The organism is Tatumella sp. JGM130, from assembly GCF_018257525.1.
In the GTDB taxonomy this organism is placed as follows: domain Bacteria; phylum Pseudomonadota; class Gammaproteobacteria; order Enterobacterales; family Enterobacteriaceae; genus Tatumella; species Tatumella punctata.
The window spans coordinates 154224-169071 of the sequence record NZ_JAERJS010000001.1; the positions used below are offsets into that span (position 1 = coordinate 154224).

Genomic DNA, 14848 nt, shown 5'->3' on the forward strand with positions numbered 1-14848 from the left:
ATCCTGCACACTGCCAGATAATTTATTTTTCTGACTGATATTGCTGGTTAAACGCTTTAAATATCGCCAGTGTTTCTTCACTGACATGATGTTCAATACCTTCAGCATCACGGTGGGCAGTATCCGGGCTGACGCCTAATGTCAGTAAAAAAGCTTCGACAATATGGTGCCGTTCCCTGCTTTGTTCTGCCAGAGTTTCCCCTTCTGCTGTCAGAAATACCCCGCGATAAGGTACCTGCTCTACCAGTCCGCTAGCCGCCAGTTTCTTCAGCATCTTAGCAACCGTCGGCTGAGAGACACCCAGCCTCGCTGCCATATCAACCTGCCTTGCTTCACCAAATTCATGAATCAGGTCGGATATCAGCTCAACATAATCATCAATTAATTCCCTGCGATGTGCTTCCCTGACCTGCCGAAACCCTTCGGCATGATCCTCGACATCTTTAATTGCCCCCGGCAGGGAACTGACATTATTTGCTCGACGGTTCATTAAACTTCCTCATTATAATCTTGCCAGTTCCGTGGGCAGAAACCGGCAATCTGTCCGGTATTGTAAACCAGCTGCACAGAAGCTCAAATTTTTCATCAATAGCCATGGCTAAATGATATAGCAAATGCTATATCTTACTGCAGACACAGAAGGTATGGTTATTGTTCGCCAGCCAGTGTGTCGTGCTGTACCAACCGGCAGTCTTAGGCAGAGGAGAAGCAGCCATGAAAAAATCAGTAACCTGCGGCATCTGTAAGCACCAGCTATCTTTGGCCTCTGTTAATCGTCACAGTTATCAGTGGCTGAAATGCATATATTTACGTTCGCCCTTCAGCCTGCGGTTATTGTTACTGAATATGTTGTTTCAGCAGTTTAAAAAAACCAGACAACAGACATTGCTGCCATTACCTGCCAGCCGTTTCCGTCACCTGCATCCTATTCCGGTAAAAATCCTGTAAATTTACGCTCAGAGAATGCTCTGCCGGTAAAGTTCAGACTGCCGATGCATACAATGGAACCGTTGCTGTTGTTTGCCCGTTAAGGTGCATGGTTCAGTAACCCGTTTGACTGCCAACGCAGGGAGGTTCCGGACAGAAGGTGCAACGGAAGATCTGTGCCTGGCACCATCATTTTTCAGAGCGGAGAGATACAGACTAACAGAATGTGCAGCAAGGCCATCACTGAAACAAAGGCATAAAAAAACGGCCGCGGGGGCCGTTTTTTCTACAGGACAGTCTAAGTAAACTTAGAAGCTGTAGCCGATACCAGTGATCCAGGTACCAACGTCGACGCTGCGGATACGGCTCTGCTCGTAACCAACGTCAACTGCAACGTTTTCGATTGGGTTAAACTGCAGGCCTGCACCATAAGAGAAACCAACATCGCTGCTATCTTTCTTGTTGTAAGCAGTCTGGTCGTTCAGCTGGTATTTACCGAAACCGATACCGACAACACCGTAGATGCTGACCCAGTCGTTCAGACGGTAAGCAGGACCACCAGTGAAGCCGTAGTACTGACCTTTCTGGTAATAACCATCAATAGTACGGTCTTTTTCAGTGTAGGTGAAAGATCCGATCCAACCCAGCGGGTTAGAACCATCTTCGTAGCGATATTTCAGGTTGAAACCATTAGCTTTGTTCAGTACGCCCTGGTAGTCACTCTGTGCGTAACCTGCGCTAACGGTGCTCTGTGCCATTGCAGAACCGGCAGATACTGCCAGTACGCAAGCTAATGCTGAAAGACATGCAATTTTTTTCATAATCACCTCAAATGTGAAACGACTTTTTCCTGACAACGGGGAAAATATAACAAAAACCAGCAAGAAACTCTGCCGATATTTTATTGTCTAACAGATTGTTTGGTGTAACAGAAAGTTACCAGTCAACTGTAATGCACTGATTTTATTTTAGATTACTCCTGTAATCTCTGCGTAATTTTTTTGTGCTCAGGACAAATCTTTAAGGATATTCTTAAAATAACAGGACATTTCTTTACATTTAAAAAGATTCACCGCTTAAAAAACAACCATCGATCGTATTAATTTTACCCGCCTGATGAGTTAATTTATACAATCAGCTAAACTCCGCCACAAATTAATCTTTCTGATGCCGGAATAGCACGAAATGTTCATTGCCGATAAAAAAAACGCCAGCCTGTGGTTTCCTGTGATGCTGTTACTGGTTGCCATGATCTCGTTACAGGGTGCGGCCTCACTGGCTAAGCACCTGTTTCCTATGGCCGGTGCCACCGGAGTTGCCGCTTTACGACTTGGCCTGTCCACCCTCATGTTATGGTGTATTTTCAAACCCTGGCGTTTGACCTTTACAAAAGAACAACGCAGACCGCTTATTTTCTACGGGCTGGCGCTGGGGGGAATGAATATGCTGTTCTATCTTGCCCTGCGAACCATCCCGCTTGGCATTGGTGTCGCCCTGGAATTCTTAGGGCCTCTGACTCTGGCACTGGCAAACTCACGCCGTATCCCTGACTTTATCTGGATTATTGTCACAGTTACCGGCCTGGGGCTACTGATGCCTCTGGGAGACAGCCTGTCAGATATCGATCCTCTTGGCGCAGTACTCGCCCTCTGTGCAGGTGCCTGCTGGGCAATCTATATTATATTTGGCAGAAAAGCCGGTGCAGAGCATGGCCCGGCAACCGTGGCTGTCGGTTCTCTGATCGCCTCAGTAGTATATGTACCGATTGGCGTAACATTTGCTGACAGTGGTATCTGGCATTGGGAAATCATCCCGCTGGCCCTGCTGGTGGCATTATTATCAAATGCCATCCCCTACTCTCTGGAAATGATGGCCCTGACGCGCCTGCCCGCGCGTTTATTCGGTACCCTGATGAGTATGGAACCCGTAGTCGCGGCAATATCAGGAATGATATTCCTTAGTGAAATGCTGACCCTGCCTCAGTGGCTGGGATTAACAGCCATTATTGTTGCTTCAGCAGGCTCCACCCTGACAATGCAACCGCCAAAAAATAAGATCCGCCGTATTAAAGTTAAATCCTCCTGAGCCTGTTTCCTTGCTGCATTATCCCCTCGCCACCCCCTGAGATATCAGGGGATTGGTAATCTCAATCACACCGATTGGTGTATCTGCCGTGCAAAATATGACACCGTTGCTATACTTATTTCCGTGTTAAAGAGATCTGTAATACAAGATCAACTGACAGAGGAAATCACTAAATGAGTACCGCAAAACTGGTAAAAACTAAGGCTTCTGATCTGATCTATACCCGCAATGATGTAGCCGAAAAAGATAAAAAGGCTGCCATTAAAGTTCTGAGCCGCGTGGTCGTTGAGTTAATTGATCTCTCGCTAATCACCAAACAGGCCCACTGGAATATGCGTGGCGCCAACTTTATCGCAGTCCACGAAATGCTGGATGGCTTCCGGACGGCAATTACTGATCATCAGGATACGGTTGCCGAACGTATCGTTCAGCTGGGCGGTGTGGCATTAGGAACCACTCAGGTGGTTAACGATGCATCTCCGCTGAAAGCCTATCCGTTGAATATTCATACAGTGCAGGAACACCTGGTCGCGCTGGCGGAGCGTTACGGGCTGGTCGCTAACGATGTTCGTAAAGCCATCGATGAAGTTCCGGATGAAGACAGTGCAGATATCTTCACCGCCGCGTCGCGGGATCTGGATAAATTCCTGTGGTTTATTGAAGCGAATATTGAATAATCCGGCCACCGGTGATAACCGGCAGATATCCCTGCTTACGGCGGAGATATCTGCGTCTTCGGCTAACGGCGGCGTAATAATTTACGTCGCTGCTCTTCCTGATGAAAACTCCACGCCAGTATCCGGCTTTGTTTCTGCCCCTGTCCCATTTCCAGGATTCTGATCTGTGCAGCACCACAACTCCGCAGTAAACTGGTCAGTGGCAACAGATTCTCTTTCTTCGATACTAGGCTAGTGAACCAGCCAGCCTGCCCGGCAAATATCACACTTTCATGGATCATCCGGGTAATAAACCCGCGTTCGCCCCCCGTGCACCATAATTCATTATGCTGTCCGGCAAAGTTGAGCGGGCTGTGTTTGTCGATACCCAGGTTACGGATTTTTCGCGCACTGCCCTGCTGCGCATCTTCTGCTGAACTGTGGAACGGCGGATTACAGATGGTCAGATGGTAAAAATCGGTTTTACGCAAAATACCGTTAAATATCGCCGCCGGATTTTTCTGTAACCTGATACGTATTGCCTGCTGCAATCCGGGGTTTGCGGCCACAATCGCATTGGCTGCAGTGACGGAAGCCGGATGAATATCCGTACCGGTAAAACGCCAGCCATATTCCGCATAACCAATTAACGGATAAATACAATTGGCACCACAGCCAATGTCCAGAACATCAGCGGCCCCCTGCACCGGACCCTGTATATCCTCAGACAATAAGTCAGCAATATAATGCAGATAATCGGCCCGTCCGGGGACTGGCGGGCAAAGAAATCCGTCAGATAATTGCCAGTTCAGATCATAATACTGTTTCAGCAAGGCCTGATTTAATGCTCTGACCGCTTTTGGCTCGGAAAAATTAACTGACCGCCGGCCGTCAGGTGTGGTGATTAACCAGTCACTCAGATGCGGGTTGATGGCAGACAGGCGTTCAAGGTCATAACTGCCCTGATAGCGATTCCGCGGATGCAATGATTGTTTGAGTATTGTTTTTTTCATAAATAGTCACAGGAAAAACCAGCGTGTAACTTACCCACCCTGGCATAAAAAATAAAGCCGCAATCTCTGATTAATATAAACAGTCAGGGAATATTCAGTATCCCAACGCCTGCAATTGTCTCAGTCCCTGATCGACCGTTGCACAACGGCCGCTGGCAACCAGACAACAGGCAACCTGCAGCCGTAACGGCTGAGGCACCGGAATCGACTGTTCCAGCACGTCCTGCGTCCAGCGGGCTGTATCCGCTGCAGATTTTGAATCAGGCAGCCTGGCGGCCGCTTCAGGCTGCCGTTCAGTCAGTAGCAGTGGCTCACCGTCCCCGCCGGTGACCTGATAAATGGCCGGCCCGCGCTGCGGATTGGCGTAGACCTCCCCTTCACAGCCATTTAATAATAATGCAGGCGCGCCGGTCTGGCGGAAAAAGGTCGCGACTTTAGGAACATATTCCGGGTGAGATACTGCAGATAAGCGTAGTGCAGCATCATCGGCAAACGGACTGGCCAGTTTCGCCAGGGAATGGGCACTGTTACGTAAACCCAGCTGCCAGCGCAGGGCCAGTTGCCTGGCTAACGCCGGACACCATTGGTCGATGGTAATAAACGCCAGATGCCCCTGATTAAGCTGTTGTTGTGCCTGCGCAATACTCACCGGGAAAATACCCAGTGCGGCAAAAACGGCTTCACTGGTGATGCGGGTAGGATCATGATCAATCCCATGAACAAATACCGGGAAACCGATTTTCTGCAGTAATAATGCCAGCAGTGGTGTCAGGTTTCCCTGGCGACGAGCACCATTATAGCTGGGGATTACCACCGGTAACGGCAGACCCGCGGGAACCCGCAACTGTGGCAGTTTCTGCTGGAGTGCACGATAAAAGCCCAGCATTTCAGTGTCACTTTCCCCTTTAATACGTAGCGCGATTAATACCGCGCCCAGTGTCAGCGGATCAAGCTGGTCATCAAGCATCGCCTGGTACAACTGATAAGCTGTCTGCTGGTCCAGATCGCGCGCATGATTTTTTCCGCGCCCGATCTCTTTTACTATCCGGATAATATCCATGCTGATTTCCTGTCTGCAGGCCGTCGGCCCTGTCATTAATAGTCAGCCAGTGTATTAACGCCGGGTCCGGCGCTTTACGGTTTTCTTACCGGTGCTGGCGGTGGCTTTTTTACTGTTATCCGGCGGCGGAATCACCGGCTGTTCGATAGCAAATACCGGTAACGCTGAGAGTAAACGACTGCCATACGCTTTACTTAGCAGCCGGCGATCATAAATAATGACTTCGCCTGAACACTGATGGCTGCGTATTAGTCTTCCTACCTGCTGAATAAGGGTAAAGGATGCACTGGGCAGACTCTGAATTTCAAACGGATAACGTTTCTGGCTTTTCAGCCATTCACCTTCGGTGACTATGACCGGACTGTCGACAGGCGGAAATGAGATTTTGTGAATATGCACCTGAGTTAATAGTTCGCCTTTCAGATCCAGCCCCTCAGAAAATGATTGCAGCCCCACCAGCACACTCTGCTGTCCTGCCTTTACCCGCTGACGATGGAGCGCAATTAGCCTTGAACGCGGCTGATCGCCCTGCACCAGTAGCATCAGACGTAAATCGGCCACTTCCGCCAGAAAAAGCTGCAACGCCCGGCCACTGGAAAATAAAACCAGGCTCCCCGTATGTTTTTTTTCGGTTACCTGCTGACGAAAATAACGCGCCATCTCAGCAATATGCAACGCCTCCTGTGCAAGCTGCGGTTCATATTGCATTTCAGGGATCACCAGTTTCCCCTGCCGCACATGGTCAAAAGGTGAGTCCAGTGCGACAAAACGGTCCTCTGCTGCGTTATTCAGCCCGGACATCTCACTGAGACGCCGGAAGCTGTTCAGGGAACGTAACGTTGCGGATGTCAGGATCACGTGGGGGACTTTCCGCCATAACAATTTTTCCAGCTGATCGCTGACCCGGATCCCTGCACAATGAAACCATAAATGACGCTTACCTTCCTGCCAGTCAGTGGTCAGCCATTTGGAGACCGGTGCGCCCGAGAGCTGTTGCATACCCGCCAGCCACCATAGCTTACTCAGCGATTCGAACCAGCCGAGAAAGCGGTTAAGCTGTAACAGCCCGCGATGAATACGTACCATATTCTCTTTTCCGGTCATTTCTCCCAGCAGAGTGATCAGACCCTCACACAGCCCGCGTAATGCGTCACACAGTTTAAACAATCGCTGGCAGCATTGTTCGGTGTCTGCCGGTAACTTTCCCATCACAAAACGGTATTCACAGGCTGTCTGGCCCTGTTCCGGCAGCAGTGGCGATATACCCGCCACCAGTTCCACGATCAGTTGCTGCACCGTGGCACAATGCTCACCCAGCCGTTGCGGATTAGCCAGCGGCGGCGGCGACTTAAAGGTAAACCAGCTGCGGAGCGTTTCTATCAGTTTAGTAAACAAATCCAGTTGCAGGCCGGTACCGGCCGGGGAGATATCACTGCTCATCTCCAGGGCATCCCGCGCAACATCCGGCAAATGATGTCCTTCATCAATCACCAGCAGCATCTCTTTGGCCGGGGGCAACACCGTGTCAGTCTCGAGTGCAGCCATCACCAGTGCATGATTAGCCACAATGACTTCTGAATGTTCGATTTCCCGGCGGGCAAGAAAAAACGGACATTCCCGGTACCACTGACAGTGGTGCGCAAGACAACTGGTTTTATCCGTCGAAATTTTCTGCCACAGCTGATCATCAATTTGCTCACTGCAATGATCACGCAATCCATCCCATGCGCCACTGGCCAGGGACTTCTCCAGCCCGGACGCTATTTTCTCTTCCCGCTGTTGCTGTTCTCCTGAGACTTTTGCTATCTGACCGGCGGATTCATCCAGCCAGTACAGCAGATCTCCCTGAGTATCCTGCTGGTCACTTATAAAATAAAGATTACGCGGACACACATAACGACGGCGACCGAAAGCCGCGGTAAACGCCAAATCAGGAATGAATTTTTTGAGTAATGGTAAATCTTTATCAAAAATCTGATCCTGCAGTGCCACATTCGCGGTACTGATCACCAGTTTCTTTTCTGACGAACGGGCGATGGCAATACCGGGGATCAGATACGACAACGTTTTCCCCACCCCGGTCGGGGCTTCAATCGCCAGATGACGTCCGGCCTCACCCGACAAGGTTTTGGCGACCTCAGCAATCATCTGCCGCTGAGGCGGACGCGGGACAAAGTCCTCCACCTGCGCCTGCAGTTGCTTATACCATTCACCAATTTGTAATTTTATTGCGGGTGTCAGAACCATAACGACCGTCTGCTGGAAGAATCAGCCTGTATTTTTACACAGTATGCTGGCTGACGGCAGCCCTGAAAGAAAAATTGCGATAAAAAACGGATGACGGACAGAGAAAATCCTGTGATAGCGGGAAATACCCGCCGGATAAATACCGGCGGGACCGGTTCCCGATAAGGATAACGTTTATCACTGAACAGTTAACAGGTATTATCGGCCATCTGAATTAAGGAGCGGTATATAAATGAACTGGCAAAAAATCGGTATTACTTTCCTTTTTTTCCTGCTTGCCCTCGGCGGCGTGGGGGGCCTAATGCTGGTCGGGTATAGCATTATTATCGGTGCCTGACAGGCAGACATTACCGGAGAATATCGCAGCGGTATCAGGATATTAGCCGGTAGTGCCGGGCAGACTACTGTGTTGCCCTTGTTTCGAGAACCTGCTGCAGAGTGTGCCTGAACCAGGGCGTGAAGCGTTCAGCACTGGCGGCCATCTCCTGCTGCAACCTGCCGGGGCTGACGTAACGCCAGGCATCGGCTTCCTGAAGATTTAACTGTGGTAACTGCCGGGTGACTCCGAAAAATATATGCCCGTATTCATGCTCAGTAAGTCCGTTCTCCAGCAGAAGGTTATAACAGGTTTCAAAAACCGGCGTCAGCGCCATCCTGATCCCCATCTCTTCCTGTAAACGGCGTTCTGCCGCATGCTGCGTCGTTTCTCCGGGAAACGGGTGCCCGCAGCAGGTGTTACTCCACAGCCCGCCACAATGGTATTTATGTGCGGCACGGCGTTGTAACAACAGATCGCCCTCAGGCGTAAACAGATAGACGGTCACTGCCCTGTGCAATAAGCCTTTTTCATGCACTTCCAGTTTTTCCATCGTTCCGGTCGGTTTATCATCTTTATCAACAAGAATAACTTCGATCACTGACATAAAATTCCTTTATAGACTTGCCGGAATGATACACCGCCCGCGACTGCCGGGAAATTGTTTGCCTCAGGGCAGTCTGCCCACCCGTTGCATCGCCCGGTGCCATGCCCCCTGCTGTATGGACCAGCGCAATAGCCGTGCAATAGTCTCCATACTGTAACGTGTCATTGTCCGTTGCAAGCCTGAGCGTGGCGGACGTCCCGGCACACCGGTCCATGAAGGCAGTAAATCACCACCGGCGCGCAGCATAATACTCATTACCGGCCTGGCGGCGGCTGATGGCGGCGGGGCTGAAAATAAGAGTCTGCTCACTTCCAGGGTCCGTTGATCAATACGCAGCTGCGGACGCATAGCCTGCAGATATTCTTCAACCTGATTCACGGAGACGGGAATATCAGCCGCCCCGAGTGCGGTGCCGGTTAAAGCGGCTTCAGCATAATAACGGTTCTGATCTGCCAGGCTGAGGCGCGGATTTTTATAACGTAAATGGGCCGCCAGAAAACTGGACATTTCGGCAACATGTACCCAGGTCAGTAACGCCGGATCACTGGCCTGATAAACCAGGCCGTCCGGTGTTCTTCCTTTTACCCGCAGGTGGATATTCTTCACTTTTTCGATTAAAAAACGGGCATCCTGCATGTTACCAAAACTGGTAACAGCAATAAACTGGCTGGTTCTCCGTAAACGGCCGAACATATCCTGACGAAAATCTGAGTGATCCCAGACACCTGCCAGGGCTGCGGGATGCTGCATTTGTAACAGCAAGGCGGCGATACCGCCACAGAGCATCGATGCAAAGTCACCATGTACCGCCCACACCATACTGTCGGGGCCAAATAACCCGGCATCTCCGGGCGGCTGGTTTAAATCAAATTCATTCAGGGACAGACCGTTCAGCCGGTAGACCTGGCGGGCAATTCTGTTACGTAACATATTCATCATTTACCGGGCAGCGCCGGCGGTCGGTGTACCGGTGCTGCCTGATTTTCCGGATTATTGATAAGTAAATTGTGTTTTCTGTGTCCGGACCGAGTCCAGACCAATCATCAGGTTAAACACTCCCGGTTCTGCCACATATTTCATCTGCGGGTCCAGGAATTTCAAATCATCTTCATTCACCCTGAAGGTAACCTTCTGTGATTCTCCGGCGTTAAGATCGATTCTCCGGAACCCTTTCAGCTCTTCCACCGGACGGCTGATACTGGCAACAGGATCATTCAGATACATCTGCACCACTGTCGCCCCTTGCCGTTTACCGGTGTTGGTGACTGTCACACTGGCCTGTAGTTCACCACCCTGCGAAAAGTGGCTGGCAGATAACGTCACCGGCGACAGCGTAAACCGGGTATAACTGAGTCCGTAGCCGAACGGATATAAAGGCCCGTTTATCGCATCATAATAATGGGAAGTATATTTATCCGGATGCAGGTAGTCATAAGGCCGTCCGGTGGGCAGATGATTATAATATAAAGGAAATTGTCCGACCGAACGCGGGAAAGTGACCGGGAGTTTACCGGACGGATTTTTGTCGCCAAACAGAATATCGGCAATCGCATTCCCGCCTTCGGTGCCACTGAACCAGGTTTCCAGGATAGCATCGGCCTGCTCAGCCTGCTGGCTGATATCCAGCGGACGTCCGTTCATCAGTACTATCACCAGAGGTTTGCCGGTGGCTTTCAGAGCATCAAGTAAACGGCGCTGGGCTTCAGGAATACGGATATCGCTGCGGCTGGAAGCCTCATGGGCCATTCCCTGTGATTCACCAACTGCGGCAACAATCACATCCGCTTTACGGGCAATAGCCACGGCCTGATCACGCAGTTGTTGCGGCGATTGCCTGTCTACCGTTACCGACGGTTGATAACTGTTCAGAAACTTTTGTACTAACGGATTATCGGTAATGTTTGCGCCTTTGGCATACAGCAGTGTCCCCTGTCCCTGTAACGCATTACGCATTCCCTGTAACAGGGTCACCGACTGTCCGGCAACCCCGGCGGCAGACCAGCTGCCCATAATATCGCGCTGACTGTCAGCCAGCGGCCCTACCAGTGCAATGGTCTCCTGTTTTTTCAGGGGCAAAACATCGAGCCGGTTTTTCAGCAGTACCATGGTTTTATCAGCCACTTCCCGCGCCTGCCGGCGGTGTAAACGGTTTTCAGCATTGGTATCCGCCGGGTCACTGCCGGCAGGCCCCAGGTGGCTGTAGGGATCACGGAACAGTCCCATCGCGTATTTCACATTCAGTACATGACGGGTGGCATCATTAATTTCGTCCATCGTCACCGCACCGCTTTTCACCAGTTCGGGCAAATACTGGCTGTAATACTGGTCACTCATACTCATATCAATGCCGGATTTCAGGGCAATACGCACCGCATCACGGGGATCGGCAGCCACCCCATGTTTAATGAGCTCTTTTATCGCACCATGGTCACTGATAGTAATCCCTTTAAATTTCCATTGGTCACGTAAAATATCTTTCAGTAACCATGCATTGGCGGTCGCAGGTACACCATTGATCGAATTAAGGGCAACCATCACCCCGCCACTGCCTGCATCTAAGGCCGCTTTATAGGGTGGCATATACTCGCCGAACATACGTTGCGGGCTCATATCCACTGAGTTGTATTCCCGCCCTCCTTCCACTGCGCCATAGAGTGCAAAATGTTTTACGCTGGTCATCAGGGAGTATCGGTCAGCAGGACTTTTCCCCTGCATCGATTCTACCATTGCACGCCCCATCATGGCGCTCAGCAATGTATCTTCTCCAAACCCCTCTGACATACGTCCCCAGCGTGGTTCATGGCTGACATCCACCATCGGTGCCCAGGTCATATTCAGGCCATCATCAGCCGCTTCATATGCCGAAATACGGCCGACGGTTTTCACCGCATCAATATCCCAGCTGGCTGCCAGGCCTAACGGAATCGGGAAAATTGTCCGCTGGCCATGTACTACATCATAGGCAAAAAATAACGGAATTTTCAGCCGGCTCAACTGCATCACCTGGTCCTGCATTGCCCGGATATCCTGACGGGTCACCGTATTAAAAATAGCCCCGACCTGTCCGTGACGGATCATTTCACGGATGGCCGGTTTGGGATTATCCGGACCGACACTGATTAAACGCAACTGACCAATTTTTTCATCCAGGGTCATTTTATCCAGTAACTGTGTGACATAGGCATCCCGGGCCTGTTCACCACCAAACGCCGGGGCTTGCGGCTCTGCCCCGAAGGCAGCAGGCACAGCAATCGTTATTGCCAGTAACGGGTATATCCATTTCATCAGCATATTCTCAGAGGCAAGGAGATAAAGACCGGTACAACCCGCGGCACAGGCCGCGGGTTATGTCAGAAAAGCATAGCATGCACATTACCGCCCGGGCCCCGTGCCCGGCCGGGGTAAGGATTAGTGTTGCCGGGCCGCAGCGGTATTTTCTGCCGGTATCGCGGGCTTCTGTTCAATCACCATGGTCTGGGGTGAAGATAACGCCACCCCCTGATCCCGGAGTCGTACCAGAATTTCAAACAGTAATTCGCTCTTAACCGAAGAAATCTGCCGCTGTGTGGCAACATTACCGGTGACACTGAGCAAAATCCCTTGCGCTGAAAGATCTTTAAAACTCACCGAAGGGGCCGGAGTTTCCAGAATACGTTCATTGTCACGGTAAACACCCAGTAAAATTTCTTTTACCTGTACCGGATCAATATCCAGCGGAAATGTCACAGGTATGGTAACCACCCCCTGAGCATTGCCCATAGTTGCGTTACGGACGTTCTGGGAGATCAACTGAGAGTTAGGGACAATCACCGTCGATTTATCCGTCAGCTGAATTTCGGTAGCCCTGACATTAATCCGCCGGATATCCCCTTCATAACCGCCTATACCCACTAAATCACCGACTTTTACCGGCCGTTCAGTCAGCAGAATCAGTCCGGAGATAAAGTTTTTCACAATTTCCTGCAAGCCAAAACCGATCCCGACTGACAGAGCACTGACAATCCATGCCAGTTTATTCCACTGTACCCCCATCACCGATAACGCCAGCAGGATCACCAGCACATAACCCACATTACTGAACAGGGTAATAATTGATACCCGCATCCCTTTATCCATGGCGGTTTTGGGTAAAAACTCCTCATCCAGCCAGCGTCTTATGGTCCGTAAAAGATAAATACCAACCAGTAACGGGATTAATGCTGTCACTAACTGCGACGGCACAATATTCAGTTTTTCCAGTCCCTTGCCGCCCCAGAACCCGATGGCTTTTTGCAGCATTTCTGCCGGAGATGACGAGGTAATAGTGCCATTAAATAAAGCGAGGATCAGGATAAGTACCAGGCAGGATTTTAATAATGCCGCCAGCAGCGTGGAAATCTGATACAGGTAACGCTCATCAATATTCAGGGCACGCTGTACCCGCCTGCCACAGGCATTACTGGTTGAAAAAATCGCTTCGCAGCTGTCACTTGCCAGTCGGCTCAGCAGGTAAAATGCACTGAACAGGATACCGACCCATACCACTTCATAACTGACGAAGCGGCCAAAGGTGACATAACCAATAGCCAGTGACAGCAGAATAGTCATCCCGGTAATAAGTAACGCCAGCTCAATCAGGCTGAAAACGACAGAGCGCTCCTGTTCAGATGAATCATCCTGATGTACACGGCGACGTACTTGACTGATGCGCATAACGATAATGACTGCGAATACACCAATCAGTAATGCTGTCAGACCGTTGCCGAACACGGTGGTATTGACACTGGTCCCGATAATGTAGTTAAAAGACTCCAGTGCCTGAAAAACAAATACCAGTGAAGCGATAATGGTCGGAAAAGGTTTCATCGCCAGCGCGATCCGGTTACTGATATTCGCCAGCCGCCAGGAAGGCCGTCGCGTGGATAAAAACGCTCTGCCCAGCCCGGCAATCAGCCCGCTGGTAATACTTAACTGTACCAGCCGTGCGACATACTCCTGTACATCGCTGTCAACCGCTTCACTACGGGTGAAGGCCAGCGCCAGGAAATTGAAGGATAATACCACTGATACTAAGGTGGTAAGTGCAATGGCTGTTGCCAGAAAACTGCGTCTTAAACGCCCTTCGGGAAGTTTATGAATGCTGACCCATGCCACAAACTCTTCCATATAGCGCCGGCCGGCAACCATCACCAGAACAGCCGCCAGTAACCAGCAGACAGTGCCGACTCGCCATGCCGGTTGCCAGGAAATGGCTATCGTACTCACCAGTTCTTCACCGAAACCACCGATTTTCTCACGATCAAAATGGTTACTGTTGTACAGGGGCTGCCAGAAACCGGCGGAAAAGATACTGCCTGAATTCAGGGCCAGCTGAGTTTTAAGCTGATCACGGCGCAGATTAAGGATCTGAGCCGACAGTGTTATCCCCCCGTTTTTTAAACCGTCGGCCTGGGAGATCTGAGCATCCAGCTCTGCTTTCTGTGCTTCCAGCATCCGGCGTTTATTGGCGACATCGGCTGTTTCTTTGACACCGCTGTCCGGTGCCGGTGCTGTACCCAGCACCGCGAGCTGAGCAACTGTTTTCTGTCGCAGGGGTAACAGACTCTGCCCCAGAGTATCGGCATTCTGTGATAATTCCTGAGCCATGTCATTCAGCTGACTCAGGGTAACATCGGTACTGTTAGCGGATACCTGCCCCTTAATTTTATCCAGAATCGCCTGCATATTTGCCAGTTCTTTACTGGCATTTACCCGGGGTGCAGGGGCGGCAGTACTCTCGGAATTGCTGTCGGCAGCCTCTGCCTGCACGGCAAACGAAACCTGAAAACTCAACAGCAATAAAAACAGTCTGAGGGTGATCGATAAAATACGCATGATGACGTTGTATCCAGAGTATCAGAACAGGGTAGTCACAAAGTCTGTGGTTAGTCTCTGTGTTGTAGAGTGTTATTCATCTGG

At 50.6% G+C, this 14848-nt stretch carries 12 protein-coding genes; 3 read left to right on the forward strand and 9 right to left on the reverse strand.

The features are described from left to right. Window positions 1-22: 22 nt before the first annotated feature. Window positions 23-490, reverse strand: coding sequence for a manganese-binding transcriptional regulator MntR (gene mntR, locus JK211_RS00660; RefSeq protein WP_212706736.1), 468 nt, complete (start codon window positions 488-490; stop codon window positions 23-25). A gap of 224 nt (window positions 491-714) precedes the next feature. Here mntR and JK211_RS00665 point away from each other — a divergent pair, with 224 nt between their 5' ends. Continuing rightward, complete coding sequence (locus tag JK211_RS00665; protein ID WP_212706737.1) at window positions 715-948, forward strand: hypothetical protein; 234 nt, start codon at window positions 715-717, stop codon at window positions 946-948. Window positions 949-1235: 287 nt separating this feature from the next. On the opposite strand, the gene ompX is transcribed toward JK211_RS00665, so the two are convergent. Then, window positions 1236-1748: an outer membrane protein OmpX gene (ompX, locus tag JK211_RS00670; protein WP_212706738.1), complete on the reverse strand. Its 513-nt coding sequence runs from the start codon at window positions 1746-1748 to the stop codon at window positions 1236-1238. Between the two features lie 364 nt (window positions 1749-2112). Here ompX and rhtA point away from each other — a divergent pair, with 364 nt between their 5' ends. Together rhtA and dps are read left to right on the forward strand one after the other, a co-directional pair. Further along, window positions 2113-3012: a threonine/homoserine exporter RhtA gene (gene rhtA / locus JK211_RS00675; RefSeq protein ID WP_212706739.1), complete on the forward strand. Its 900-nt coding sequence runs from the start codon at window positions 2113-2115 to the stop codon at window positions 3010-3012. Window positions 3013-3185: 173 nt separating this feature from the next. Continuing rightward, entirely contained in the window at window positions 3186-3689 is a 504-nt protein-coding gene (gene dps, locus JK211_RS00680) for a DNA starvation/stationary phase protection protein Dps (protein WP_212706740.1), read from the forward strand. A gap of 62 nt (window positions 3690-3751) precedes the next feature. Here the strand turns inward: dps and rlmF are convergent, their stop codons facing one another. The 7 genes from rlmF to JK211_RS00715 all read right to left on the reverse strand — a co-directional run bounded on the left by rlmF (window position 3752) and on the right by JK211_RS00715 (window position 14764). Next, complete coding sequence (rlmF, locus tag JK211_RS00685) at window positions 3752-4681, reverse strand: 23S rRNA (adenine(1618)-N(6))-methyltransferase RlmF (RefSeq protein ID WP_212706741.1); 930 nt, start codon at window positions 4679-4681, stop codon at window positions 3752-3754. A gap of 94 nt (window positions 4682-4775) precedes the next feature. Further along, window positions 4776-5741, reverse strand: a complete 966-nt coding sequence (gene ybiB / locus JK211_RS00690) for a DNA-binding protein YbiB (RefSeq protein WP_212706742.1) — start codon at window positions 5739-5741, stop codon at window positions 4776-4778. Window positions 5742-5795: 54 nt separating this feature from the next. Further along, window positions 5796-7988, reverse strand: coding sequence for an ATP-dependent DNA helicase DinG (dinG, locus tag JK211_RS00695; protein WP_212706743.1), 2193 nt, complete (start codon window positions 7986-7988; stop codon window positions 5796-5798). A 401-nt stretch (window positions 7989-8389) separates the two neighbouring features. Continuing rightward, complete coding sequence (idi, locus tag JK211_RS00700; RefSeq protein WP_212706744.1) at window positions 8390-8911, reverse strand: isopentenyl-diphosphate Delta-isomerase; 522 nt, start codon at window positions 8909-8911, stop codon at window positions 8390-8392. 63 nt (window positions 8912-8974) lie between these two features. Beyond that, complete coding sequence (locus tag JK211_RS00705) at window positions 8975-9850, reverse strand: oxygenase MpaB family protein (RefSeq protein WP_212706745.1); 876 nt, start codon at window positions 9848-9850, stop codon at window positions 8975-8977. A gap of 51 nt (window positions 9851-9901) precedes the next feature. Beyond that, window positions 9902-12196 carry a beta-glucosidase BglX gene (gene bglX / locus JK211_RS00710; protein WP_212706746.1) on the reverse strand — a complete coding sequence of 765 codons (2295 nt, stop codon included), beginning with the start codon at window positions 12194-12196 and terminating at the stop codon, window positions 9902-9904. 123 nt (window positions 12197-12319) lie between these two features. After that, window positions 12320-14764 (reverse strand): DUF3772 domain-containing protein, encoded by a 2445-nt coding sequence (locus JK211_RS00715; protein ID WP_212706747.1) that lies wholly within the window; start codon window positions 14762-14764, stop codon window positions 12320-12322. Between the last annotated feature and the right edge of the window lie 84 nt (window positions 14765-14848).